Origin of the sequence: Nostoc sp. (assembly GCF_036919555.1) — a bacterium.
Lineage (GTDB): Bacteria > Cyanobacteriota > Cyanobacteriia > Cyanobacteriales > Nostocaceae > Nostoc.
Window position 1 is genome coordinate 25,041 of sequence record NZ_JBALCS010000025.1, and the last position, 26,555, is coordinate 51,595.

Here is a 26,555-nt window from a genome sequence, read left to right on the forward strand (position 1 = left end):
ATCAGCAGATGAATAACGCTATGATTCCAGACGAGGACTAATATTTACTGATAAGTGGGGTATGACAATTGGCAAGAAGTTGATGGGATAAAGTACTTCTTCGGGATGATAAATACAAGATTGATGTACTATATCTAGTCTATCCCATAGCCTCACTCTCCCATAAACCCTCTCTAACTGTTTATATCTATTGATATAGCAGTAACTGAAAAGGAGATACCACTTAAGTTACGATGACTTCCCAGATAGCTCCCTAATTTCAGCCCCTATGCAATTAAGAGATTCTCTGCGCCGGACAAAAATTGTCGCTACTATTGGCCCCGCCACTAGCAGTCCTGAAATGCTCAAGGCGATTATTGAAGCGGGAGCCACGACGCTGCGGCTAAACTTCTCCCACGGAACTCATGCCGACCATCAGCGTAGTATTCGCTTAATTCGGCAAACTGCCTTTGAATTAAATCAGCCAGTGGCTATTCTCCAAGACTTGCAGGGTCCAAAAATTCGCTTGGGGAAGTTTGACAACGGGTCTATAGTTTTGGCAAAAGGCGATCGCTTCACCTTGACAAATCGTCCGGTTGTAGGTATGCAGGAAATTAGCTGTGTCACCTACGATTATTTAGCCGAAGAAGTCCCAGTTGGCGCAAAAATCCTCCTCGATGATGGACGAGTCGAAATGCTAGTGGAGGAAATTAACCGCGACAAAGGTGATTTGCATTGTCGCATCACGGTGCCTGGTAAACTTTCTAACAACAAAGGCGTAAACTTTCCCGGCGTTTACCTGTCAGTTAAGGCAATGACCGACAAAGACCGAGAGGATCTGATGTTTGGTCTAGATCAGGGTGTAGATTGGGTGGCACTTTCCTTTGTCCGCAATCCCCAGGACATGATCGAAATCAAAGAGCTAATTTCCAGTACAGGCAAGCAAGTGCCAGTGATTGCCAAAATTGAAAAGCACGAAGCCATAGAACAAATGGAGGCGATTCTGGCTTTGTGTGATGGCGTGATGGTTGCCAGAGGCGACTTAGGGGTGGAATTGCCAGCAGAAGATGTTCCCGTACTCCAAAAGCGGCTAATTGCCACAGCAAATCGCTTGGGGATTCCCATCATCACTGCCACCCAGATGTTAGACAGCATGGTGAGCAATCCCCGTCCCACTCGCGCTGAAGTGTCGGATGTGGCAAATGCGATTTTAGATGGCACGGATGCGGTGATGCTCTCCAATGAAACCGCAGTGGGTAGCTTCCCTGTAGAAGCAGTGGCGACGATGGCACGGATTGCCGAGCGGATGGAGCAGGAAGAAGCCCAACACTTAAACTTACGTTCTTCGAGAGATGCCCGACGCTCGATTCCCAATGCGATTAGTCAAGCTGTAGGTCAAATTGCCGAACAACTAGGCGCAGCAGCAATCATGACCCTAACGCAAACTGGGGCAACAGCTCGCAATGTCTCTAAGTTCCGTCCCCAGACACCGATTTTGGCAGTGACACCCCATGTGAATGTGGCGCGACAGCTACAAATGGTGTGGGGAGTAAAACCTCTGTTAGTACTAGGATTACCTTCCACTGGTCAGACATTTCAAGCTGCGATCAACGTAGCTCAGGAACTGAAGTTACTGTCTGAGGGAGATTTAGTAGTGATGACTGCTGGCACACTCCAGGGAATTTCCGGCTCCACAGATTTGATTAAGGTAGAGGTGGTGACGGCAATACTAGGTCACGGAATTGGACTGGGACAAGGTTCAGTGAGTGGTCGCGCAAGGGTGGCTAATACTGGCATGGATGTTAGTAACTTTAATCATGGAGACATATTGGTTGCACCCCGCACTAGTGCAGATTTTGTTGAGGCAATTCGGAAATCTGCCGGGATTATTACGGAAGAGGAAAGTCTCACAAGTCACGCAGCAGTGATTGGCTTACGTCTCGGTGTGCCAGTAATTGTCGGCGTGAAGCAGGCAACGAAGGCGATTCGGGATGGGGCGATCATAACCCTGGATCTGCAACGGGGTTTAATTTATTCTGGGGCGGTGAGAACGCCTTAGCGCTAGGGAGTTAGGAGTGGGAGAGACGCGATTAATCGCGTCTGTTATATCATGTCCGCTTGATTACTTATTAAACCCGAAGAACCCCACCCCTTAATCCCCTCCCCGCCGGCGGGCAACTCGGGGCCCCCTCTGGGGATTAGGGGCAGGGAGACAAAGCATAGCTTTGGCGGGGTGGGGTGCAATGACTATGTGAATTATAACTAATTATGCGGACATGATATTAGGAGTGGGGAATCTCACTTCTTTACTCAAAACTCGGAACTCGGAACTGTTTTGCCCAATGCCCAATGCCCAATGCCCAATGCCCAATGCCCCATGCCCTTTATCAAACAGTTGCGATCGCAACCCCAAGCCATCCAGCAAAGTTTTGCTGCTGCGTGGAATCAGGATGCTCAACTGGTTTTACTTGATATCGAGTGGGACGTGGTGACGCGAGGCTGATGGAAGAAGTAAGCAGTTCGTCTTGGTGGAAAACTGTGACTTCGATTGTATCGTTTGGTTGGTAATCTTTCAGGCGATCGCTTAAACTATTCCCCATTACCTTAATCCCATCAATTGCTAACAACTCATCACCTGCATCAATTCCTCCTATTTGTGCAGGTGAACCAGTCTCTACAAACTTAATCATCTCCCGCCCATTCTCTGTATTTATTCTTACACCCAGGTAAGGTTCTTCCTGCTGATCAGCTACCAACTGCAAGCCAAAGGGTTCTAAGTACTGATTCAAGGGCAAATCGTCAAGGCCATCAATATAGCGTTTAAAGAAATCAGTCAAATCGATTCCGGCGACAGATTCTATAACTTCCTGCAACTGTTCTGGAGTATAGCCAATTTCAGCTTGTCCAAATTGCTGCCACATTTTCTGCATGACGTTATCGAGGGAGCGCTGATTGTTATGAGTAGAGCGAATCAGTAAATCTAGCAATAACGATACCATTTCTCCTTTTAAATAGTAGGAAATTTGGGAATTACCGCTATTAGCATCTGGGCGATAGAGTTTTATCCAGGCATCAAAACTCGACTCGGAAACGGGTTGTACCTTGCGCCCTGGTGTCATTTCATATCTAGTAATTTCTTTGCCCAAGTTATTCAAATACGATTTAACATCATAAATTCCCGCGCGCAAAGGAATTAACAAGTCATAGTAACTAGTAGTGCCTTCACAAAACCACAATGATGGTGTATAGTTTTCCTGATCGTAATCAAAAACCTCTAATGCTTTTGGGCGAATTCGCTTGACATTCCACAAGTGAAAGAACTCGTGTGCTACCAATTGGATAAAGCGATCGTACTTATCCTGAGCGCGAAACCCAAAACGCTGGTAAATTAAGGAACAACAATTTTTATGCTCCAAACCGCCAAAAGCTTGACTAAATAAATGTAGCAGAAATACGTATCGTTCATAAGGCAAACCGCCGAACATCTGCGCTTCTACCTGAACAATTTTTTGGATATCAGCAATCAATCGCTGGGTTTGAAAATTACCCTGTCCCCAGATTGCCAGTTCATGGGGTTTTCCCAAAACCTCAAATTTATACAATTGGTGGCTACCAATCTCAAAGGGAGTATCAACAAGAGTATCAAAATCGCCAGCCAAGAAAGTATTCGTTTCCTTAGCAATGGGTGGCAAGGCAGTAGTTACTTGCCATTCGGGGCGTGGTGGTACGATGATAACGCGAATGGGTTGGTTCTCCCAGGCCGATATTCTTAAAAATAGTGCCGCACCGTTAAAATAACCGTGGGTGGTATCTAAGTGATTTGTTCGTACCGATAGCTCATTCGCAAAAACGCGGTAACGTACAGTTAATTCCGAAACACCTGTTTTCTCTATCTGCCAGTGATTTTTACTGATCTTCCGCCAAGGTAAAGGCTTATCCTCTGCAAAAGCCACAAAATCCTGTAAATTCTTGGCGTATTCCCGGACTAAGTAGGAACCCGGTGTCCACACCGGCAATTTTAAATCGAGAATCGGCGAGGGGTAATCGACAAGGCGTAAAGTCACCTCAAACAGATGGGTTTCTGGTTGGGACATTGCCACCAGGTAATGAATCGTTGGCTTGGTTTCTTGGACGTAGATGTTGGGACGAGTTACTGTTGCTTCAGTCATCTTGTGTGCTGAGTTAATAGTCGATAGGTAATTTCTCCCATCATGACAAATTCACCTTTTAACTTTCAGGGTAACTGAATTATTTGGCACAATTCCTAGAACAACAACTTTACTAAGTTACTCATCAACTTTCCCTGATGTGCTTACCTTTTAGCAACTTCTCACCTTGCTTATTGACATTAGCCTTGAGTGAGTGATTATGCCCACTGAATTTTTAATACGATAAAACCAATTAATACCGCAAGACCTAACGCTCTGCGAAAATAATTAACCCCTTGAAATAATTCCAGCCACGCCCAAGTGAACAAGGAGCCATTTGCTAGTACGTCTAATACTATATTGATTTTGCCACTTGTAAAAATTAGAGCAAGTATACTGGTTACTATCCAAACAATAAGTGGTAGGTTTGGCATCTGAGCTAAAACAATTTTGCCATCGCTATCACGGAAGGTTTTGTCAATTAATGTATTTTCCATATTTGAAATTACCACTTAGCTAAAAATTATTAACTTACAAAAATTACTGATGGTCTATTGAGAATAGACTCACATTTAATTGCAAATTATTTAATAATATTAAAACATTCAAGCAAATCTCTTTTCAACCATCTAATTGCATATATCAGAGTCGTAACGCATATTCATATATGACTATATTAATAGTAAGAGGCGAATGGCACTAAGTTAAAATATAACCCCTGCCCTGACTGGTTCCTAGCCTGAAGGCTCTTAACCCATCCTGGGAGGCTCCGCCTCCTCTTTCTTGACCCTACCGTGTACACACAAGTCTCTGTTGACGCAATTTACGGTTTATCGAATAGCCCAAAGAAACCTCACCCTGGTTTTGCTTGTGCAAAACCTGTCCCTCTCCTTAGTAAGGAGAGGGATTAAAGTCAGGACAGGGTGAGGTTTTTCTTTTATTTTGGGTAATTCGATGACTTGTGTGTACATCATAGCTTTCTTGGCCAGAGGCAGCAGCCCTCTCAGAATACATTAAGAGCCTGAAGGCTCTTAACGAGGCAACACAAGGCTTTGGGCTTATATTAGTGCCATTCGAGTCAGAGGAATACTCACACCAAGCCCAGCCAAGTCTTTCTGGGTACTGCGTTAGCCCGTTTCCTGATTAATGCGAATCAAAAACGGCAGCCCTGACTCCCACCCTCTATAATAATTATCATTACCAAGTGCTGAGTACTTTACTCTTTGGAAGCCTCTTATACGGGAACTTTATCTTGATCTTGCTGTATCCAGAAACCATGTGGGGGGGTGTTTCTAGAGCGTGGGTTTCAAGCAGCCTGACCTGGCTTCAAGACGATCTTAATGCAATTGTCTTTCTTGTGTTTGAAGATTTCGTAGCCGTGCGGAGCTTGCTCTAGCGGCAGACTGTGGGTGATTACAAACGAGGGGTCAATATCGCCATTTTGAACGCGATCAAGTAGCGTTTGCAAATACCGATGTACGTGCGTCTGTCCTGTTTTCATAGTTAAGCCTTTGTTCATAAAAGCACCCATCGGCATCTTGTCTACAAAGCCTGTGTAAACACCGGGAACCGACACCGTGCCACCTTTGCGACAGGCAACGATCGCTTGACGCAATACATTGGGTCGATCGGTTTCCAGTCGCACCGCTTGCATCGCCTTGTCATAGAAGCCTTCCAAACCCATGCCGTGAGCTTCCATTCCCACCGCATCCATCACCGAATCGGGACCTATACCCCCAGTCATTTCTTTGAGGGCTTCACCCACCTCGATTTCTTCATAGTTCAAAATTTCTGCTCCACCGTCTTTTGCCATCTGGAGCCGTTCGGGAACGCGATCAATCGCAATGACGCGCCCAGCCCCCAGCATGAAGGCACTTCTAATCGCAAATTGCCCAACTGGGCCGCAACCCCAAATCGCAACCGTATCGCCTGGTTCGATGTTACAATTTTCGGCTGCCATATAACCAGTAGGGAAAATATCAGTGAAAAACAGGACTTGTTCATCTGCTAGTCCATCGGGAATCTTGAATAACCCGACATCGGCAAAAGGAACGCGGGCATATTCGGCTTGACCTCCTGCGTAGCCCCCCGTCAAATGGGAGTAGCCGAAAAGACCCGATGGGGAATAACCCATGCTTTTTTCCGCCATCCAAGCGTTGGGGTTGGAGTTATCGCACAGCGACGATAAATCCCGATTGCAGAAGAAACACGAGCCGCAGGAAATCGTAAAGGGGACAACGACGCGATCGCCGATGGCAAGGGCTTTGCCTTTGTTATGGATATTTCCATTTTTAAAAGCACTGCCTAGTTCAACGATCTCTCCCATGAATTCATGCCCCAAGATGTCGCCCGGTTTCATCGCGGGGTTGTAGCCGTTATACAAATGTAAATCAGAACCGCAGATCGCTGTTGAGGTGATTTTCACGATCGCATCACGCGGATTAATAATTTTGGGATCGGGTACGGTTTCAACCTCTACCTTGTTCGTACCTTGCCAACAAACTGCTTTCATTGCTTGAGTTTCCTAAAGTTAAGTTGTTCGTCAAATCTGAAATCTATTTACGGAGTTGGTTTGAATATTTATCCTTTCCCCTTTGGTTGACCTTCTGTTGTCGCAATCTCGCCCGTTTCCATCAGCATTTTGAAGCGGTGTAAATCGTCTCCTAGCTGCTGTTCGGGTGATTCGCCAAAGAGTTTGGCGATCGCATCTTTGATCACTCCACGCGGTGGGGTAGATTCGGTGATGACTTTAACTTGGGTGCCGCGATCGATGAGTGCTGCCTGGAAGTGGACAGAACTGGAGTTCGCAATATCTGCGCCTTCATGTTCATCTTAGGAAGACACTTGATTAATCACCTCTAGCGTGAGAGTATTTCTAGCGATCGCCTTTCTCTGTTGAAGGGCTGATTGCGTATTAGGTCTAGTTGTGTACTTAGGGAAAATAAGTTTTCACGAAGCCATTAACAGCTTGCTCAAGAAATAAAATATTAAGCTGTTTTGGTTCGATCTTGTGATTGTGATTCTTTCGTTTCCGGCATTTTCAGCCAAAACCAAAGAAGTCCGATGGCAGCGATTACCCCTAGTGTGATAAAACCAATCTTATAACCAGCTGCTTTGACCAAAAAACCGCTTCCTAAGTTGCTGATAGCAGCACCGATGCCAATCATAGTATTGATTGCTCCCTGTACCAGATTAAATCGCCCGGTTCCTTGGGTTAAATCTGCAACAATAATTACAACTAGTACTGTAAAAATACCAGATGCAATGCCGTCTAAAACTTGTACTGAAACTAAAAACCAAGGGTTGTGGCTTGTGGTATAAAGTGCAGTCCGAAGTAAAACAGCAGCGAAAGCAATTAGTAGTAATGGTTTTCTGCCCCAACGGTTGGCGGCCGTTCCTGCCCAAGCCGCGACGGGAATCATAGTAAACTGTGTTACCACAATGGCAGCAGAAATGTAGAGTGAGGAAGTGTTTTGCTGTCCTGCGGTTAACTCTTGACTAACTAAAGGTAGTAGCGCTCCATTCGCCAGATAGAACAGAACTACAGACAAAGCAAAGATGATCAGCGTGCGATTACCCAACAAATCCTTAACGGTAGCACGTTCTCCAGTGTCATTTTCTTGCTGATCACCGCGCGCCTTTGTATTGTCAATATCTTGGTTGGGAATCTGAAAGACTGAAAAAATGGTGACAACACACAAAACTACTAAAAAGTAAAAAATCCAAATTCGTCCAGCAAATTGTCCTAACAAACCAGCAACAATTGCTGCACTCACATTGCCTGTATGGTTAAATACTTCGTTGCGCCCTACACGCTTGTTTAAACGGTCTTTTCCTACCACTCCTAGTGAGATAGCTGAAACTGTTGGGCCAACGATTACTGCTGATATACCAATGACAGCTTGAGCCGCAACCACAGCAGGCAAAGCCGAAAAGTTGACAATCACTATATAGCTAATTGCAACGGCTAGGGTAGCGATCGCAATCAGTAACCGTTTGTAACGCGAGGCATCAACTAGCGCACCCGTTGGCGTTTGTGCCAGAATTCCAGCAATGCTAGTGGCCGATAGAGCAATACCCACTTGGGCTGGATTCCAATGACGATCTGCGGCTAAGAAAATTGCCAAGTAAGGTTCAAAAACATCTCGCACATCGCCCAAGGTAAGGTTGAGCCGATCCAAACTACGAACAGATGTGCTTTTAGAATTACCCAAGGAATGTTTATAACGACCAAAAAGCAGGTTATTAATCTTGCGTTTAAGTTTTTGCATAAATCTGCTTTGGTCTGATTTGTTACTATTAAAATACAAATATTAATAATATGTAATATTATTAGTCTCATTCTTCAGACTGATTATTAGTAAAAAATTTAACTAAAATAAATGATTTCGTAGTCTGAAATTTAAGGTTAGCAAAAAGATATGAAGACTATATAAAGACTATGCCTTAATTAGTAAAGCTTTTAGTAAGAGCAGACAGACGGTAATCTTTGATAGCTTCTGTTGGCAGAGTTTTAATCACCACTAATCATACTGTAGGTAGATTCCAAATAAATGAGAAAATATCGAAAATAGAGTTACAAATATTAATAATTTCCGACTGTAGATGAATATACTGTGTCGCTGTTCCTGGAGATGGAAAAATGGTTTTTATGGAAAGTAAGCGCTTGTTTTTCGTTGCTGACTTTCTATCTGTACAACTCGATAAAGACTTTTCTCAACCTTTAGTCAAAATCCCGCCGTTACAGCATTGTGAAGTTTGTGTAATTGTTCCAGTTCGCAATGAAGCTCAGACGTTGGCAGCAACCCTTACTGCCTTAATACATCAAGTTGATCTAGAAGGACAGCTTTTAGATCCCAGACGCTACGAAATAATTTTGTTAGCAAATAATTGTAGTGATGATTCAGCAGATATAGCCCGGACTTTCGCTCAACAACATCCAGATATAGCACTGCATGTAGTTGAAAAAACTCTGCCTCCTGCGGAAGCCTATATTGGTCGAGTGCGTCAGATTTTGATGGATGAAGCATACCGCCGTTTGTGTAGCTTAGGACGCACAAGGGGGGTAATTGCTTCAACTGATGGAGACTCGCAGGTAAGCCCAACTTGGATTGCTGCCAACCTATACGAAATTAACTGTGGTGCTGATGCTGTAGGTGGGCGAATTCTTGTTGAGCGCGTTGGTCGTGCTAATCTAGACCCTTACGCCAGAGCTTGCTATCTGCGTGAAGTAGGCTACCGCTATTTAATTACCGAATTAGAAACTTATCTTGATCCCGACCCCCATGACAGCTTTCCCCGCCATTATCAACATTATGGAGCAAGTTTGGCAGTAACAGCAGAAATGTATGCACTGGCAGGAGGCTTACCGCCAGTGCGGACTCCCGAAGATGTCGCTTTTTACCGTGCCTTGGTACGGGTAAATGCCCGTTTTCGTCACAGTTCCCTAGTGCGGGTAGTAACTTCAGCAAGACAAATCGGACGTACCAATGTTGGTTTAGCAAATCAACTGAGTAAATGGATAGAAATGGGAAGGCAACAGCAATCATTTGTAGTCGAGCCAGCAGGGGCTATCGAAACTCGTTTTGTTACACGTCGCCAATTACGAGTGATGTGGGGGTGCGCTCTCAATGGCTATCAGCCAAGTCATCACAGCCTTGTATCTTTGGCAGAGATGCTGGGAGTTTCAACCCAATGGCTTGTGCAGAAATTGAGCCAACCTTATACCTTTGGTCAGTTGTTTGAACAAGTTGAAGAACGCCAGCAGTCAGAAGAAACTTGGGCTTCGCGCTGGAAATACGTGGAAATTGAACAAGCAATTGGAGATTTGCGCTTGCGTCTTGAGAGTTTGCGGCTTAGTTGGAGCAAACTCCAAGGGAATTCGACCCCGGATGATTTGGAACCACTTAAAGAGCCGTGCCCTGCGGGAAGCTTACGCAACAGTGGGGTGTTAAACCCTTGCCCTAACTAAACGCGTCACCGATAGGGAAGCGTTAGCGAATCTTGTCTGCGACACATTACTCGCGTTCGAGGGTAATAAGCTGTCGCAGACATCGTTTAACTGTACGATGATGCCTTCCTGAATAAATATAAGCAATTAATTCTGTTAATTTCGGGTCACTATGAGGCTTGTCAATTACTGTATCGTCTGCACTTAATGTGCCACCTACTAAATTGATATACAGCTTAACTTCATCAAATAAATCCTTTGGTTCGTACCGCTCACGTAGCAAAAATCTGTTGACACTATCATGTGACAAATCTTCCATAATGTCTGCTAAACGTGTGCAGCCTGGATACTTTGATTCTGCCAATAAAAACAGAGTGTAAGTGTTAATATCACACTTTGCCGTGGATGGCTTGGTAGTTACTCTGATTGTCCGTGCGCTCAATAGAGACAGTGTAAATTATCCATCTTTCCACTCCCCTACAGACTAGCGATCGCATATTTTTTCTTCTTTTTTATAGTGCATTTGTTGTCTAATTTGTCAATGCGTAAGTTCTGAGTTAATTAGGTATGATGGATTTATGGCTCTTGTAACGCTGTCATACTTAAGTATTTTTCCTACTGACAGGATACCGTTGAGTGGGCTTTCTTAGTTTTCAGACATCTTGTTAGATTAAAACATCAACAGGTTTCAAACATCATTTAAGCAAGGAGAATAAGATGGCTAACACAAATAATCTCACAGTAGTGAGTGGGCAGGCTCCTGCGCTCGTCGATCCCCTGACTGGTAGTACTAATCCAAACACTGCTCAGATATTGAAAGTTACTGGTCAAGGAGAAGTCACCGTTCCCACTACTTTAACTGAGGTGCAATTGGGGATTCAAGTAGACGGAAAAACCACAACCGAAGTTCAAGAAAAAACTGCTCAACGTTCAACAGCAGTAGTTGATGTGCTGCAAAAGCTTGGGGCGCAAGAACTTCAAACTACATCTATTCAACTAAATCCCGTCTATAATGATAGCCAAATCCTAACTGGCTTTACAGAACTCAACACACTTCAGTTTAAGTTACCAACAGCTCGAGCTGGGGCAGCAATTGACACAGCTATCCAAGCAGGGGCGAATTTAATACAGAATATAAGCTTCACTGCCTCAGACCAAGCATTGCAGCAGGCACGTTTGCAGGTTCTAAGCGAAGCGGTTAAAGATGCCCAAGCTCAGGCTCAGGCTGTTTTTAGTACCTTGAAGTTAACCCCCGGAAAGATTATTGACATTAATATTAACTCGGCTGACAATCCTAGCCCATCTCCTTTGCTGTTTAATGCAACAAATAACGCTTTTGCAACAGGTACTATAACTCCTTTAATTGGTGGCACTCAGACGATAGAAGGTAGTGTTTCTTTAGATATAGCTTATTCTCCAAATTCAGCAGGTACTCTCGATCTAGCTCTTAATGGATTGCAGCGATCTGCTTAATCAGGACTTACGCAACTGTCACAAGCCTGACTTTTCACGGTATCTGGAAAACCTCACTTCTATTTCTCTCTCCTAACCCTCTTCTGTCACTCTCCGAAAACTTTTGCAATTTCCGAATTCTAGAGCTTTTGTATAGCAGGCGATCGCGCGATTCTTTTCTAATAACAAATACAAGACAAATTTTTTTCTAATAGTATAGCTTGTATTGGTTGCCTCATGAGGCTTCTAGCGATCGCCCTCGCGGAAAGTGACAGAAGAGGGCTAAGACGAGAGAGACTTTGAATTTTACCCCTTAGAGCGTCGGTAAGGGGGTTAGGTGTTTCGTGGTTTTTCCACATAACGTGAAAAGTCAGGTTCCATCAGTTAGTTTTACACTGAAAATGTTGACAATCATTCTCATAATGAGAATTGCTGATTTTCAGGTAAATAGACCAGGCAGTAAGGGCACAGCAATGCTGTGCCCCTACGATAGATGTTGTTCAAATACTTGAATTCTGCTGTAAGGCAGTAATGTCTTAAAGAATCTCCGCACTTTAGGGCGGAGAGTGTCAATTCTCAGACTCGCTCGAATAAATCAAGCCGATATTCTTCCTCGCGTTGACCTTTTAAATGCCGCAGTTTATTTGGGGTCAACTCAAAAAACGAGTTATGAACTTCATCCCCACTCAAGGGATAATCACGGGCATAGAGTGTCCAGTGAACTAAAAGTAGATGTCCTCCAGCTTCCAGGTGTTCTAAAATGCACTGTTGGGATTTTTTCAGGTCTTCCCAGCTCCAGTAATAGCCAACTTCCGAGACTAGAGTTAAATCAAACATCTCATCAGGATATTCCTCTGGGACACGGATAATCTGGAACTTGACATTGGAGAGATGCTGACAGCGCTCTTTTGCTCTATTCTGCGCCAGTTTTGACACATCAACCGAGAATAATCTGTCACAACGTTCTTGTAGCTTTTCAGTTAAAACGCCAATGGAACCACCGATTTCAAAGGCAGACCGATAGCGCTCTTTGGGTAAAGCTGCGATTGTGGCGGCATATTTGTTAGCTTCGTATTCACTTGTCTCAAACTTCCACGGGTCGGGAGCTTCGCTGTAGAGTTGATCGAAGTAGCTGGGTGGTAAGGAATTGGATTGTAACGGGTTCATTGGATTTCCTCTATATAAACTTCCCAAGGATGAGTGAAGTTCGCTAACATTTCGGCACTCAGGCGAAAGCCTTCTGGATCATCGTCAATTAAGTCTGTAATTTGGGAACGATAAGCACCGATCGCTTGCTGTTTTAACTCCACCACCGTGCTAATATTTAACCGCCAAGTTGTCACCTTAAGAGATGCGGGCAGACTCCCCCGTTGCTCTGAGTCCCAATCCCAAATCGGATACTCAATCAATCGGGGGGATAAGCGCAAATCATCCAGCACTGCATGAATTAACTTCCACGTCGCTCGGTGATCTGCGTGAGGGTCATATCGCCACGGTAAAAAGATAATTTCTGGGGCGATTTCTGTGATGTAAGCACGACAACTCGCTACTGCACCTTGATATTGTGTTGGAATTGACCCATCCTGCATTCTCAAGAAGGTGACATCATTAATCTCTACACCCAATAATTTCAATGCTGATAGCGTTTCCGCTTCCCGTAAATCCCGGAGTTTATCTGCGGGATATTTCTGAGAACGAGGGTGTGAAAGAGTACCATCACTGATGACTAAAACTTGCACATGACAATTTAAAGACCCTAACAGAGCGATCGCACCCCCACAACCTAACGTCTCATCATCAGGATGGGGTGCGACGATTAGCGCCCGACTACAAGCTATCTCGTTAACTGAACGCCAGGGCAAAACACTAGGATTGTTTAGTGGTAATCCAATCAAGCCGAACTTATTCATCATTCCAAAGCATTGAAGCAGGATTACTTTGCTTCAAGACATACTGACCGACATTTGCCAAGGCCGCATCAAAAGCCGGTTGACGCAGATATAGAGTCAAATCTCGGATAATGCGTTCCATCGGATTTGGTGGTAATAAGCCGCGAGTCCCAACAGAACGTTGACACAAATGCATCACATCAATGCAAATTTGCTCAATTGCTGTCCTCACCATGTTTGCATAAGCTACGAGTTGATCTGCTTGCGGGTGGGGATCTGTAGGATAGCCACCAAATACTGGCGCATAGGCTGCTACCTGATCCGCAGCCCCCCGCAACCAGAGATTACCACTTTCAATGGCGATCGCCATTTTGCCAAGCCGTTCCTGTTGATATGGATCATTTGTATATTCCAACTTTTGGAGATACTGGCGAGTCAGGTTAAACAATGCTTCTGCGCCACCTAATTGCACAGCAGCAAACCGAATCACCCCAACAGACAACCAAGGTTGGCGAAAGTAATCTCCTGGCTGGCCAATTAAAGCGCTCTGTTCCAACTCGACACCGCTAAAATCCACTTTGTAACTAGCAGTAGCTCGCATCCCAGAAGGTTGCCACCAAGATGGATCACTAACTGTTGTCACTTCGTCCATTGGCACAATGCACATTTGCCAACCGCCTTCTGGCAATACTCCATTCACGAAAGGACGTTCAACATAGCCTGCACCAGTACAAAAGGTTTTAGAACCTTCTAGGCGATAACGTCCATTCTCAAAAGGAATTACCTTGACACCATCAGAAGCTTCAGCATTCCAAACACCAAATATTTTATGGCGATCGCGGACATCACGGGCGCAGCTTGTGATTTGTTCTGTAGAACCAAAGGTCTGAATCAGTTCCAGGGCGTTGATATGTCCTTCATAAATTCGGCCAACTGCCAGATTGCCATGCCCTATCTGCTTTAATAGCATTAAAAGCTCGTAGGTAACATTAGCATCTATTCCTGCACCCCATCCGCCTAATTCTTTCGCCAATGGTGCAGCCAACAACCCAGCCTTAGCAATCAGTTCAAACTCCTGCTTGGGAAAAGCACTATTGCAATCTATAGCACTGGCATTGTTTGCACAATAATCAGCAATTTCCCTGGCACGTTTTAGATCAAGGGCAATGTTGGAATCATGCCATTTTGGGATGACGATATTATTTGATAATTGGATGCTAATGGCCGACTCCTTTCTGTAATATTTCTTTATATGTTGTTAATAATAATGAAATTAAGTCGGTTAATACCTCTATCTTTTGTGTGATTCTATACTCAATAAAAAGGGAGAAAATTAAAATACCTCTAAGAGGATATTTTAAAAGCGTCTTTTGCTCTTATAGTTAGCACAATCAAGGATCTCAGTACATCCCTCTAGGCGGCTCTGACTGGAGCCAGAGCCTCTAATCAGCCATTCCTAGCTTTGCATGGGAACGAGATAAAGAAGCAGCAACATGAGTTTAGTTGCTGCCTAATCGCCGATTTCAGTAGCTAATGGTTAAGACTGCGGATTCTGCCGAAGCCCCAACAAGTTTCCGTCAATATCCTTAAAGACAGATAATTGCACTCCATGACCGACATCTGTAATTGGCCCAACTTCAACTCCTTTTTCAATCAGGTTTTGACGAGCAGTAACTATATCGTTTACAACAAAGGTACTAACAGTACTACCTGGTTCAACTGAGTTACTTAAGTTTAGTCCAATTGCAACGCGCCCAATATCAGGGAGACTGAACTGTTTCCAGCTAGGAGTGTCATATTTGGGTTCAGGAACTAATCCGAGCTTGGACTTGTACCACTCGACACTAGCTTCCAGATTCGTAACGTCTACTTTAGTGACAAAACTATATTCACCAAAGGTGTTTTTCAATGTCATAATCTACTGTGCTAATCCAAAACTTTTGCAACTTATAGATATTATCAACTTTTTTGATCATTAAAACCACTTGAACCCAATCGCTAAACAGTAGTTTAATATTTACCCTAATCAAGCGGGATTCATGGCTGAACTTTGGCCTAGTATCATTTGCTAGGTTATGTTTGATACTCAATCTTTCTCAGCCCCACGCTTGCCAATTTCTATGTCAATATGAATCAAGAAGGCAGTTATTTCGTTTTTATGGAGAATTTTCTCTAATTGTTTTGCTCTTTTGTGGTATGTGTCTTTTTTATCAATAAGAGCTAACCAAAATCCTATATCAACGATGATTATATTTAGTTATAAATGTATTAGATAAAACTTATTTATAAGTTGTTGATAAATTTTTGCCATGTTTAGCTTCGACATGGAGATATCCCGTAATGGCATCTTTAATATTTTCAATTGCCTCATCTAGTGTTTTGCCTTGACTCACGCAGCCTGGAAGCTCAGGAACCTCAGCAACATAGCCTTCATATTCTGAATCAAAAGTAAAAATTACTTGAAATTTCATAAGAAATTAATCTTGTATAGTCGAGGTCTAGAATAAATATAACCTTATAATCTTAAGTTTGTTATTTCATATCCACTGAAACCCAGGGAAGAATGATTCAAGAACTTGATAGAGTTATTCTGACTAGCGATTTGTCAGAATATAGTTTAGAAGAGGGTGATATAGGTACAGTTGTTTTAGTACATCAGGGTGGCAAAGGATATGAGGTTGAATTTGTCACATTGGATGGCGAGACTGTGGCAATTGTTTCACTTCCGAGCATACAAGTACGTCCCATTAGAAGAAGATAGATTGCGCGATCGCGCGTGATAAATTAATGTAATGCAATAATTGCAATCTATTCACTCTCAGACAATAGGGCATAGGCGTAGACAGCCGTAGGCATCCCTTTTCGCAACACCTCAGCATGATTTCCATTAATATCTTGTGTCACATTGTTTATGGATATGAGGGTAATGCAAAGGTAAATCAAACAAATGGATTGAGGATTCTTACTTTGTTATCTATTAACTGATTATGTTGCATATCTTCCGAGTAAATTATAGAACATTTACCTAGTAAAGCTGTAGCTATAATTAGACTATCCCAATAAGAGTAGTTATATTGTGCATTAATTTCCAATGCTTGTATAACTTGTGTTGTGCTAATAGCTTGAACAGGAAACGTGTTGACTATATCTGATATAATTGCGATCGCATCTGTTTTTGATGTAAATTTTTTTCGAGTTAAAACATGAAATAACTCACCCAAAACTTGAGTGCTAATTAAAAGCAATGATGAATTCTTTTTGATAATTTCTGCAACTTGCTGGTATTTTGCAGGTGGGTTTTTGGCGTAGAGATAAATCCAGAGATTGGTATCGAGAAAAATATTATTGCTCATATATTTCTTCTCGATTAAATTTATAATCTGGAGGAAGTAGGAAAGAGTAGTTATTGACTTGGGCTAAAAAATGCTCAATTTTTAGACTTTTTTCTCGACCATGATTTTCTGATTCTGGTTGAGCATAACGCTTTTTGAGTAACTGAATAAAATCAAGTAGTAGGATTTGAGCTTCTTCTGGTAAAGTATCAATATCTCTATATATTTCTTCAAATTTTATCAGCATGATTAACTTCTAAATTGAGGAAAGTTTTCGGTATGACCCTATTATAGACTACTTTTAAACCTGAGTGAGGTAACGCGATCGCGTGTGATAAATTAATGTGAACAGTGCCATGTATATGATGGGCTATGTCTACACACTTACTAAATTTATCCTCTTGAGTACCTAACAATTGAAGTCAGGGCAAAAGGTATACAGCCAAATAATACTTTAAAGTTTAAAATATATTTAGTCTACGCGAGACGCTAGAGAAAATGAACATTGAAGAAATTATTATAGACAAGGTAAGAATATTACCTCCTGATAAGCAACAAAAGGTGTTAGATTTTGTAGAATTTTTACTTGCGAAAATCCAAAAACAAGAGTTATCTTCTCAAGAAATCAAGTCAGGGGTTTCAGCTTTGACTCTGGCTCAAGAATACGTTGGTTGTGTGGAAGCAGCGAGTGATTTGTCTACTAATAAAGATTATATGAATGGTTCTGATTCGTGATGAGATAATGTCTATTGCTTAACCTATAGCTGTGGTAAATATGTATTATTTTATTGCAAATGTTTAGAGGATGTTTGAAAAGTGATATGTTGTAATCTTAATCGAATTATTACCCCCCTTAATCCCCCCTTATAAAGGGGGGAAATAAGAAAATCCGGTTCCCTCCCCTTTATAAGGGGAGGGTTAGGGTGGGGTAAAAAAATATTTGATACATCAATCATGACTTTTCAAACATCGTCTTATACAAAAATTTTTAGTGGATGATTGATGTGTGTTGTTTGATTTAACAAATGCTCATGCTTTAGCTTCTGCATCTCTTCTTTAAGAGTTTTTTGAACTATTTTGACGATTAAAGCTTCCAAATCTGCTATTGTGAGATTACTTAGAAGCTGATCTGATGTAGGTTGGAAGTTTTGTATAGAAAATATTTCTGCATCCTGATGTATTAGTGGGACTGATGTTTCTTTCTCTACTTCAGAGTAATTTAATGATTCCCTTGTAATCATATCTTTAGTTATTCTGGGATTTTTTTTATTCCAATTTGATACAATTTCAAAGTAACCTGCGGCATCTTCTAAACAATACTCAAACATATAGGACTCATATCTGATTTTTGAACAAGATTTCGGATAAAACCCTGATCAAACGGGATTTTCAGTCTCAGTATGTTTTCAGAAATCAAATCGGATTCCTATATTTAATAAAATATCTATCCAACCGCTTTTTCGTAACAATACTTTTCTAGGATTACGACGAAAATAACTACCGCCAATCTTTTTATTTACTTCAATTTCAAGGTGTTCAAATAAACCATTTAAACCTTGATAGCCATATAATTGTGAATATTTTCTAAAATCAAATAATTTTATTTCATTAACGTTTGAATGTATGGCTAGAGCTTTTGATCTATTTATCAACGTTATCAGATCACTATCTTTTATATTGAAGCCAATAAATATTTTGTTTTTCAATCTTTCAATATCTTTTATAATTTCCTCAACAAGTTGATTTTCCTCAAATTCAAATTCTAAAAACTTAATTCTTATATATTGTTGCTTACTTGTTTTGAGAAGCCGAGTAATGGTGTATCCATATATTCTTTGTACTGTTTTTCCCTGTACCTGTAAATAATCCGGCCAAAATTCTAAGTCAAGAAAAACCAAATCATAGATAGAACCATTATAAAAATTATTTACAAATTGCCCATCAATCTTGACTTCTATCTTATACATAAAATACTTTGAAGATTATTTATATTAAAAATATACAAAAAAATAATTATAATAATAACCGCATATACACGCATTAAAATGCCAATCTATCGGCATCTATCTGCGTACATCTGCGGTTAAAAATTGAGATTTTCCTAATTATTAAATACTAATCTTAATGCACTAAAACGATCGCACCTTTCGTCAAACCTCCACCAACTCTCTAGCACTGGCTGTAGTTTACCCACGTTTGCAAGCAAAAGTATTGCGCTTCGTTTCAACTCGTAAATCAAGTTTTGAATTTCTAAACTAAGTTTTGAACTTCTAAATCAAGTTTTGAACTTCTAAATCAAGTTTTGAACTTCTAAATCGAGTTTTGAACTTCTAAATCGAGTTTTGAACTCCCAAATCAAGTTTTAAACTTCTAAACTAAGTTTTGAAATCAAAAACTAGCTTCAAAACTCATAAGTCAGGTTTGTAAGCCAAAAATATAGCTTCAAAGCCATAGAACTCTTACTATCAATAAATTACAGCTAATATCGCTGTATCTCTCTTGTTTGCTAATCCAATGCGCTAAAAGTTCTCTTAAATAAAAAACCGCAAATATACGCATTACAACGCAATCTTTCAGCGTTTGTATACGTATAAATGCGATAAAAGTAAAAACAATTCTAGCCTTAATGCACTAATGCGATCGCACGTTTTGTCAATGCTTCAGCAGTCAATCCATTAAAGGCCATCAACTCGCCAGCACTAGCTGTAGTCTCCCCACGCTTCCACGCGAAAGTATCGCGCTTCGCTGTACTTCGCAACAAAACTGGTTCTAGCATCGCCGCAGCGCCACCAGTCACAGCAATTAGCGCATCACCATCAAATAATTTGGCAAATTTCGCATCATCTAAGAAACCGCCTTCGGCTTGGGAACAAGTTTCCCACGCAGTATCATGGCTACGGTACAATTGCCGAGGATTGATCACAGAAACTATCTTCGCACCAATACCTTCAGTTTCCAAGAAAGCCGCAGCTTCAAATACTGGCATTAATGTCATATCGCCAATCACAGCAAATACAACTTGCTTATCACCAGCGACTTCATGTAACAGCACTGCACCATCGCGCAACCCTTGACGAGTTTGTTCAAAAGTGGTGCGAATTTGCAATGGCGACTTACTTGCAGTAATTACAATTCCCTTATTTTTACTTTTCAATGCCCAGTCATAACAGACTTGAATACTATTAGCATCGGGGGGAAATAAGGGGAAAACATTGCCATTTCGCATCAACGAAGCAAAGTAAGCTTCAATTTCTGGACGTTGGTGAGTCCAACCGTTGCGCCCTTGCTCTAATGCGCCTGCTGTGAATAAAGTAATAGTTGAGGGAGTTTGACGACGCAATTCTGCCATTGATTGGGTTACAGTTTGCCAAATTGGTAATCCGTTGATGGCAAAAGATTCGTAAGAACACCACAAAGTTCTCGCACCCATTAACGCCAAAGCCGCAGCTAAACCGGCACAAGCATCTTCACTCAATGGTTCATAAACTTGTCCATTTGGTGCTTGGTAATATAAGTCGTCGGTTGTGGGGTGGATAATCTTTAATGCTTGGTTGATGTTGGCAATTCCTGATGCTTCGTTACCGTCGGCGTTGGTGACAAGGAAATTCTGATCTTTCTTTCCAACTATTCCTACTAATCGTCCCATCGCTGTTGTGGAAACTTTAGGTTCAGCTCCAACTGCATATTCTTCTAAAGGTAATTCGCCTAATTCTGGTAATGGGAATTCAAATTCTGTCACCACAGTTTTCGCCGCAGGGCCACCGCCTGCGCGTTCTGCATTTGTTCTGACTAATTGCCAAGCCTCCGCAGACAAAGCACGGGTTTGCAATGCACTGATAATATGCGGTGCATTTAGCGTATCTTTGGGATAAAGGTTGTGAGATTTTGCACCCCGCGCGTGGACTCCTGCACCTTTAAGTTGTTTAATAATGAAGACGGTAAGTTTTCCGCCCAGTGCCGATCGCGCTGCTTTATCCACACCCGAAAGTACTGCTTGAGTAAATGCTAGCCGCTTCTCGAAGGAAAAAGCAGTACTATCAACGTAATCCCCTGGCTGGTTTTGATCGTCGAAGTCTTTGGCATTAACTAATATAACTTCATCAAAACCGTTACCTTGCCAATATGCCTGCATCTGTTCATTGGTTTTCAGGGAAACCATACTGTGATGTTCTTGGCTGTAACCGTTCCACACCAGTATTGGTAAGAAGTTGGTGACAGCAGGATAAGCTGTATGGAAGTGTGCGATCGCACTTACAATATATGGTTCACCCAATCCACCATCACCAACTGTAAAGGGGAATAACTTATCTTTGTGTAACAGTGCAGCCGCCATTGCAAAGTGTTGCCCTTGTCCCAAAGGCCCCGCAGGTGCGAGAATACCGGGGATGAAACCAGAAAGGTGTCCTAAAAGTCCGTGCTTTTCTCGGAAGCGATCGCGCAATTGTTGGACTGTAAAAATTCCCATATCCTCTAGCGATCGATCCAAGAACATGGCACTATAAAATCCAGGGGCGTGGTGTCCGACTTCAGTGATAATGTTCTTGTATCCCAGCATGACAAGAGATGCGTAAGCTTCTGCTTGGCTGGCGAATCCGCCGGGATGCCCAGAAGCCTTACTAGCGGTGACTTGTAAAATCAGGTAGCGGAGGGCATCGGCAGCTAGTAAAGTTTGATATACAGCATTCGGTTCTGTGGGAGATGCGATCGCTATTTTGCCCGACTCAATAGCAGGTGTTGCACCATGAGTTTCAAAATCTGGTAACGCTTCACCAAAATATTGAATACCTTCAAAAAAATCGGGAAGCGCTGAAGATGCCTTTGGGGTGATTGCAGTCATGCTGAGTACCTTTTGACGATGAAATGAAACTGTAGATGCTCGTTGAAGTTAACAAAAATTTTACATCTTTGAGGTTGTAACAGTTTATTGGTTTTTTGCAACGTTAGAATAAGTACTTTAAATGGTTACGCAACCATTTAAGTAGCAAAAAAATATTAAGCTAGCAAAAAAAGTTATGAAATTACCAAATGGGCCGCAAAGTCCAGCAGTTTTACAGATGCTGCGCTGGATTGTTAATCCGATGTCATTTATGGAGGCTTGTGCCAAAAGCTATGGCGAGATTTTTACTCTCAGATTAGACAAAAATCTTCCTCCTTTGGTAATGGTCAGCAACCCCCAAGCGTTAGAGCAAATTTTGACAAATGATACCAAGGAATTAGAAGCCCCTGGCGATTTGAATCAGGTGTTTGAACCTTTGCTGGGCAAGCATTCTGTGATTAGCATTAGTGGCGCAGAACACCAGCGTCGACGCCAATTGTTAATGCCTCCCTTTCACGGCGAAAGAATGCGGAATTACAGTCAGGTAATTACCGATGTCACCAAGCAAGTTATTAGCCAATACCAGATAGGTAAACCCTTTAATATTCGGTCTGCTACTAAAGCTATTACCCTGCGGGTGATTATGCAAGCTGTGTTTGGGCTACATGAAGGGCCTCGCGCCGAAAAACTACAGAACTTTTTGGGCGATCTTTTAGAAAAAGCTAGTTCTCGGTTAAGTGTGGCTTTGCTTTATTTTCCAGCTTTGCAAAGGGATTTTGGCCCGATTAACTTCTGGGGAAAACAGATGCGCGTTCAGCAGGAAGCTGACAAACTCATCTATGAGGAAATTCGGGAACGTCGAGAACAAGGAGATTCATCACGCACGGATATTCTTAGCTTACTCATGGCTGCTAGGGATGAAGCCGGTCAACCCATGACTGATGAAGAGTTGCGCGATGAATTGATGACTCTGTTAGTTGCTGGTCACGAAACCACAGCGACAGCCTTAGCATGGGCATTGTACTGGATTCACAAAATACCATCAGTGCACCAAAAGCTACTGCAAGAATTAGATAGCTTGGGCGATAACCCAGACCCCGGCACGGTTTTCAAATTACCTTATCTTAATGCTGTTTGTTCCGAGACATTGCGGATTTACCCAGTAGCTATGTTAACTTTTCCAAGGGTAGTAAGAACACCGTTATCGCTAGGCGGTTATGAATTAGAGCCGGGTACAGTCCTACTTGGTTCTATTTATTTGACCCACCAACGGGAAGATATTTATCCAGAACCTAAGCAGTTTAAGCCAGAACGCTTTTTACAACGGCAATTTTCCCCTTATGAATATTTGCCCTTTGGGGGTGGTGCTAGGCGTTGTATTGGTCTAGCATTTGCCCAGTTGGAAATGAAGCTAGCACTCGCTAAAATCCTTTCTAGCCTAGAATTAAAACTAGTTGACAATGGTGAAGTGCGACCTAAACGCCGTGGTTTGGTGACAGGCCCAGATCGTCCTATCCAGATGGTTGTCACAGGTCAACGTCAGGTGAAGTCTCCCATCCTACAGACAACCACTGTTTAATACTGCGGAGATTGATGGTTGCATTCAGCAAATTTTCAACTCCCATCTATAGCGTTTCTCAGTTGAGTCCAATAGAGACATAACCCCCAACCCCCTTCCCTTGTAGCGTTGGGCAGGGTGGTTTCATCCAAGCAGAGAAAAACTAAAACTGGGTTTCAAAGCCTCTCTCCGTTTCGGGGAGAGGAATGGAAGTGGGGTAAAAAGCCATGCTACAAAACGAGAAATCAAGACTTCTGTATTTTTCTTTCTTCGTATGAAACCACCCTGCTTCCCTTGTAGCGTTGGGGACTAAGATTCAAAGCCTCTCTCCTAAAAGGAAAGAGGTAAAAGTTTATTGTATACAAACGAGAAATGCTATATATATTTAGACATATTTTCAAACTAATTCCTAATTAATTAAAAGCGTTTGTAATCTGTGCTTAACGATGGTAGTCCCGTTTACAAATTCCGAATTACGAATAACTGTAATCCTCCAAACTAACATATACCCCAATATAGATTCACTCTTCAGAAGTAGCCTTTACAGTAAATAGGAAGAGGACATTTAGGAAATTAATAATTCATGCCTGACGATAATCGGTTGGAAGAAAAATTTCTATCCCAGGAAGCTGAAAAAAGAATATCCGAAAAGCTAGATGAAGCAGAAAAAATAGACATAGATATACAAACCGATCTGTTGAAAATAGTTCAGGGACAGGCAGATGGAGTTTCTGTTTCAGGTCAAGGATTAGTGATTAAAGAAGACATTCGCATACAGGAAATAAAACTGCAAACAGATAGTATTGCCATCAATCCCTTCAGCGCTCTTTTTGGTCAAATAGAACTCAATGAGGCTGTAAATGCCATTGCTCGGATTGTACTCACAGAAGTGGATATGAACCGCGCTTTGGCATCAGAATTTGTCAGCAGCCAGATGCAAAACTTTGATTTTGATGTAGATGGCGAGATTGTGAGTTTTGAGCCGCAAAAAATTCAAGTATTTTTACCTGGTGAAGGCAAAATTGAATGTAGAGGAAGATTGCTGTTAAAGGAAAAGGGAAATACTCGTCCTTTAGCTTATACTGCCCTGCTTCGCCCACGGACTAATTCACAACCCGCGATGCTGGAGAGTTTTAACTGCATTGAGGGAGGCGGGATTTCAATAGAAGTAGTTACAGCTTTAATGCAGAAAGCCAAAGAACTGATGAATATACCATCTTTTAAATGGGAAGGTATGGCGTTCAAGATTAAAGATATAAAAGTAGAAAAGGGTAGTTTAATACTTCTGGTAGAAACTCAAGTGAAGCAAATACCATCATCAATAACTGAACTATCTCTTTAGTAGTATTGACACTATTTAAGGATAATTTTTGTAACTAGGGAATGATGTAAATTTTTGAAAAGTTTAATAAGCTTTTAAAAGCTACTTAATTTAAAAGTGACAACTATGCAAGAGTATGATGTTGTGCTGATCGGTGCTGGGCACAATGGGCTAGTTTGTGCAGGTTATTTGCTGAAAGCTGGTTATAGTGTCCTGTTACTAGAAAAGCGTTCTGTTATCGGTGGTGCAGCAACAACTGAAGAATGTTTACCCCAAGAAGCTCCTGGGTTTAAATTTAATTTGTGTGCTATTGACCATGAATTTATTCACTTGGGGCCAGTTGTTGAAGAATTAGAACTAGAAAAATACGGCTTGCATTATCTGGAATGCGATCCGGTTGTTTTCTGTCCTCATCCTGATGGCAAATATTTCTTAGCACATAAGTCAGTGGAAAAAACTTGTGCAGAAATTGCTCGTTACAGTGAACGTGATGCCAAAAAATACGCCGAATTTGTAGACTTTTGGCAGCGATCGCTAGGTGCAATGATTCCCATGTTTAATGCACCGCCAAAGTCAATTATAGACATCCTTGGTAACTACGACATCACAAAACTGAAAGATTTATTTTCGGTTATCGGTTCTCCAAACAAAACGCTGGACTTTATTCGCACCATGTTAACCAGCGCCGAGGATTTACTTAACGAGTGGTTTGATGAAGAATTTCTGAAAGCGCCACTAGCCAGACTTGCAGCAGAACTTGGTGCGCCACCATCGCAAAAAACCCTTGCTATTGGTGCAATTATGATGGCAATGCGTCACAATCCTGGAATGGCCAGACCTCGCGGCGGAACTGGCGCACTTGTGAAAGCTTTAGTGAATTTAGTCACAAGTAAAGGTGGGGTTATTCTGACAGATCAGCAAGTTGAAAAAGTTTTAATTGATGATGGAAAAGCGGTGGGTGTGCGAGTTGCTGGTGGTAAAGAATATCGCGCTAAACATGGGGTTATTTCTAATATTGATGCCAAGCGGTTATTCTTACAAATGACTGATAAAAGCGATGTTAATGCAGCCGATCCAGATTTATGGGAAAGGTTAGAACGCCGCATCGTTAACAATAACGAAACCATCCTCAAGATAGATTTGGCTTTAGACGAACCACTGCACTTTCCATACCACGCCCACAAAGATGAATATCTCGTTGGTTCTATCTTAATTGCCGATTCTGTAGCTCATGTAGAACAGGCTCATAGTAAATGTACCTTGGGAGAGATTCCTGATGCTGACCCATCAATGTATTTGGTGATGCCTAGCTATTTAGACCCCACATTAGCACCCCCAGGTAAGCACACCGTATGGATTGAGTTTTTTGCCCCTTATCAAATTGCTGGTGCAGAAGGCACTGGTTTAAAAGGTACTGGTTGGACAGATGAATTGAAAAACAAAGTTGCAGATAGGGTGGTTGATAAGTTGGCAGACTATGCACCGAATGTTAAGAATGCAACTATCGCCCGTCGTGTAGAAAGTCCAGCAGAACTAGGAGAAAGATTAGGTGCGTACAAAGGGAATTATTACCATGTTGACATGACTTTAGATCAGATGATATTTTTCCGTCCCTTGCCAGAAATAGCGAACTACAAAACGCCAATTGATAATCTATTTTTGACTGGTGCAGGAACTCATCCAGGCGGTTCGATTTCAGGAATGCCGGGACGCAATTGTGCGCGCGCATTTTTGCAGGCAAAACATCCTATTAGTCAAAGTTTAAAAGATGCACGCGATTCGATTAAGTCAACTGTTGAGTCAGTGTTTGGCATTAGTTAAGCGTTGCAAAGATAGAGTATTATGATCGCCAAGGCATACAATAGACTTCTTGCAAAAGTCAAAAACAGATGTATGCCTTCACGCGATATTTACCACAATCATGTTAAAAATGCCCTACTCAAGGACGGATGGACAATTACCCACGACCCTCTGAAACTTGAGATAGCCAAAAAAGATTTGTATATCATGTCCGCTTGATTACTTATTAAACCCGAAGAATCCCAAAGAGCCAAAGCTATACTTCGTCTCCCTCTGCCCCTAATCCCCAGAGGGGGGTAGTTTCATACAA

The 26,555-nt window shown here is 42.0% G+C and carries 25 protein-coding genes and 1 pseudogene; 9 read left to right on the forward strand and 17 right to left on the reverse strand.

Features of this window, described 5'->3' with window-relative positions; all coding sequences use genetic code 11:
• Positions 1–268 precede the first annotated feature (268 nt).
• Positions 269–2,038 carry a pyruvate kinase gene (gene pyk / locus V7K36_RS08365; protein ID WP_335114800.1) on the forward strand — a complete coding sequence of 590 codons (1,770 nt, stop codon included), beginning with the start codon at positions 269–271 and terminating at the stop codon, positions 2,036–2,038.
• Positions 2,039–2,245: 207 nt separating this feature from the next.
• On the opposite strand, the gene V7K36_RS08370 is transcribed toward pyk, so the two are convergent.
• From V7K36_RS08370 to V7K36_RS08395, 6 genes are all read right to left on the reverse strand, one after another.
• A complete protein-coding gene (locus V7K36_RS08370; RefSeq protein WP_335114802.1) occupies positions 2,246–2,404 on the reverse strand; it encodes a hypothetical protein in 159 nt (52 codons plus the stop codon).
• Positions 2,367–4,148 carry a M61 family metallopeptidase gene (locus V7K36_RS08375; protein ID WP_335114804.1) on the reverse strand — a complete coding sequence of 594 codons (1,782 nt, stop codon included), beginning with the start codon at positions 4,146–4,148 and terminating at the stop codon, positions 2,367–2,369. Before V7K36_RS08375 ends, V7K36_RS08370 begins: the two co-directional genes overlap by 38 nt.
• 197 nt (positions 4,149–4,345) lie before the next feature.
• Positions 4,346–4,624 carry a hypothetical protein gene (locus V7K36_RS08380; RefSeq protein WP_335114806.1) on the reverse strand — a complete coding sequence of 93 codons (279 nt, stop codon included), beginning with the start codon at positions 4,622–4,624 and terminating at the stop codon, positions 4,346–4,348.
• Between the two features lie 809 nt (positions 4,625–5,433).
• The gene (locus V7K36_RS08385; RefSeq protein WP_335114808.1) at positions 5,434–6,639 is read right to left on the reverse strand and encodes a zinc-dependent alcohol dehydrogenase; all 1,206 of its coding nucleotides are present in this window, start codon (positions 6,637–6,639) and stop codon (positions 5,434–5,436) included.
• Positions 6,640–6,707: 68 nt separating this feature from the next.
• A complete protein-coding gene (locus V7K36_RS08390) occupies positions 6,708–6,845 on the reverse strand; it encodes a hypothetical protein (RefSeq protein ID WP_335114810.1) in 138 nt (45 codons plus the stop codon).
• Positions 6,846–7,114: 269 nt separating this feature from the next.
• The gene (locus tag V7K36_RS08395) at positions 7,115–8,398 is read right to left on the reverse strand and encodes an MFS transporter (protein WP_335114812.1); all 1,284 of its coding nucleotides are present in this window, start codon (positions 8,396–8,398) and stop codon (positions 7,115–7,117) included.
• Positions 8,399–8,778: 380 nt separating this feature from the next.
• Here V7K36_RS08395 and V7K36_RS08400 point away from each other — a divergent pair, with 380 nt between their 5' ends.
• Positions 8,779–10,098 carry a glycosyltransferase family A protein gene (locus V7K36_RS08400; RefSeq protein ID WP_335114815.1) on the forward strand — a complete coding sequence of 440 codons (1,320 nt, stop codon included), beginning with the start codon at positions 8,779–8,781 and terminating at the stop codon, positions 10,096–10,098.
• Positions 10,099–10,156: 58 nt separating this feature from the next.
• Here V7K36_RS08400 and V7K36_RS08405 read toward each other — a convergent pair.
• Positions 10,157–10,504, reverse strand: a pseudogene (locus tag V7K36_RS08405) (IS701 family transposase); the annotation flags it as partial.
• 290 nt (positions 10,505–10,794) lie between these two features.
• Here V7K36_RS08405 and V7K36_RS08410 point away from each other — a divergent pair.
• Positions 10,795–11,550, forward strand: a complete 756-nt coding sequence (locus tag V7K36_RS08410) for an SIMPL domain-containing protein (protein WP_335114817.1) — start codon at positions 10,795–10,797, stop codon at positions 11,548–11,550.
• 555 nt (positions 11,551–12,105) lie between these two features.
• On the opposite strand, the gene V7K36_RS08415 is transcribed toward V7K36_RS08410, so the two are convergent.
• The 5 genes from V7K36_RS08415 to V7K36_RS08435 all read right to left on the reverse strand — a co-directional run bounded on the left by V7K36_RS08415 (position 12,106) and on the right by V7K36_RS08435 (position 15,889).
• Positions 12,106–12,696 carry a class I SAM-dependent DNA methyltransferase gene (locus V7K36_RS08415; RefSeq protein ID WP_335114819.1) on the reverse strand — a complete coding sequence of 197 codons (591 nt, stop codon included), beginning with the start codon at positions 12,694–12,696 and terminating at the stop codon, positions 12,106–12,108.
• Positions 12,693–13,442 carry a PIG-L deacetylase family protein gene (locus tag V7K36_RS08420; RefSeq protein ID WP_335114821.1) on the reverse strand — a complete coding sequence of 250 codons (750 nt, stop codon included), beginning with the start codon at positions 13,440–13,442 and terminating at the stop codon, positions 12,693–12,695. Before V7K36_RS08420 ends, V7K36_RS08415 begins: the two co-directional genes overlap by 4 nt.
• On the reverse strand, positions 13,432–14,670 hold the full coding sequence (locus V7K36_RS08425) for an acyl-CoA dehydrogenase family protein (protein WP_335114852.1): 1,239 nt from the start codon (positions 14,668–14,670) through the stop codon (positions 13,432–13,434). Before V7K36_RS08425 ends, V7K36_RS08420 begins: the two co-directional genes overlap by 11 nt.
• A 285-nt stretch (positions 14,671–14,955) precedes the next feature.
• Complete coding sequence (locus V7K36_RS08430; RefSeq protein WP_334942786.1) at positions 14,956–15,333, reverse strand: VOC family protein; 378 nt, start codon at positions 15,331–15,333, stop codon at positions 14,956–14,958.
• A 364-nt stretch (positions 15,334–15,697) separates the two neighbouring features.
• Complete coding sequence (locus V7K36_RS08435) at positions 15,698–15,889, reverse strand: type II toxin-antitoxin system HicB family antitoxin (protein ID WP_335114823.1); 192 nt, start codon at positions 15,887–15,889, stop codon at positions 15,698–15,700.
• Between the two features lie 92 nt (positions 15,890–15,981).
• On the opposite strand from V7K36_RS08435, the gene V7K36_RS08440 reads away from it, so the two are divergent.
• Positions 15,982–16,179: a DUF4926 domain-containing protein gene (locus tag V7K36_RS08440; RefSeq protein ID WP_335114825.1), complete on the forward strand. Its 198-nt coding sequence runs from the start codon at positions 15,982–15,984 to the stop codon at positions 16,177–16,179.
• Between the two features lie 178 nt (positions 16,180–16,357).
• Here V7K36_RS08440 and V7K36_RS08445 read toward each other — a convergent pair whose 3' ends face one another.
• On the reverse strand, positions 16,358–16,771 hold the full coding sequence (locus tag V7K36_RS08445; protein ID WP_335114827.1) for a PIN domain-containing protein: 414 nt from the start codon (positions 16,769–16,771) through the stop codon (positions 16,358–16,360).
• Positions 16,761–16,997, reverse strand: a complete 237-nt coding sequence (locus tag V7K36_RS08450; RefSeq protein WP_335114829.1) for a hypothetical protein — start codon at positions 16,995–16,997, stop codon at positions 16,761–16,763. The genes V7K36_RS08445 and V7K36_RS08450 overlap by 11 nt, the downstream gene beginning before the upstream one ends.
• A 251-nt stretch (positions 16,998–17,248) precedes the next feature.
• Here V7K36_RS08450 and V7K36_RS08455 point away from each other — a divergent pair, with 251 nt between their 5' ends.
• Positions 17,249–17,485: a DUF2281 domain-containing protein gene (locus tag V7K36_RS08455; protein WP_335114831.1), complete on the forward strand. Its 237-nt coding sequence runs from the start codon at positions 17,249–17,251 to the stop codon at positions 17,483–17,485.
• A 239-nt stretch (positions 17,486–17,724) separates the two neighbouring features.
• On the opposite strand, the gene V7K36_RS08460 is transcribed toward V7K36_RS08455, so the two are convergent.
• From V7K36_RS08460 to V7K36_RS08470, 3 genes are all read right to left on the reverse strand, one after another.
• Entirely contained in the window at positions 17,725–18,078 is a 354-nt protein-coding gene (locus V7K36_RS08460; RefSeq protein WP_335114833.1) for a hypothetical protein, read from the reverse strand.
• 78 nt (positions 18,079–18,156) lie between these two features.
• The gene (locus V7K36_RS08465; RefSeq protein WP_335114835.1) at positions 18,157–18,717 is read right to left on the reverse strand and encodes a hypothetical protein; all 561 of its coding nucleotides are present in this window, start codon (positions 18,715–18,717) and stop codon (positions 18,157–18,159) included.
• 656 nt (positions 18,718–19,373) lie between these two features.
• Positions 19,374–21,587 carry a phosphoketolase gene (locus V7K36_RS08470; RefSeq protein ID WP_335114837.1) on the reverse strand — a complete coding sequence of 738 codons (2,214 nt, stop codon included), beginning with the start codon at positions 21,585–21,587 and terminating at the stop codon, positions 19,374–19,376.
• A 175-nt stretch (positions 21,588–21,762) separates the two neighbouring features.
• Here V7K36_RS08470 and V7K36_RS08475 point away from each other — a divergent pair, with 175 nt between their 5' ends.
• From V7K36_RS08475 to V7K36_RS08490, 4 genes are all read left to right on the forward strand, one after another.
• On the forward strand, positions 21,763–23,145 hold the full coding sequence (locus V7K36_RS08475; protein ID WP_335114839.1) for a cytochrome P450: 1,383 nt from the start codon (positions 21,763–21,765) through the stop codon (positions 23,143–23,145).
• Positions 23,146–23,707: 562 nt separating this feature from the next.
• Complete coding sequence (locus V7K36_RS08480) at positions 23,708–24,466, forward strand: LmeA family phospholipid-binding protein (RefSeq protein WP_335114841.1); 759 nt, start codon at positions 23,708–23,710, stop codon at positions 24,464–24,466.
• Positions 24,467–24,571: 105 nt separating this feature from the next.
• Positions 24,572–26,266: a beta-carotene ketolase CrtO gene (gene crtO / locus V7K36_RS08485; protein WP_335114854.1), complete on the forward strand. Its 1,695-nt coding sequence runs from the start codon at positions 24,572–24,574 to the stop codon at positions 26,264–26,266.
• 72 nt (positions 26,267–26,338) lie between these two features.
• Complete coding sequence (locus tag V7K36_RS08490; RefSeq protein WP_335114843.1) at positions 26,339–26,464, forward strand: element excision factor XisH family protein; 126 nt, start codon at positions 26,339–26,341, stop codon at positions 26,462–26,464.
• Positions 26,465–26,555 lie beyond the last annotated feature (91 nt).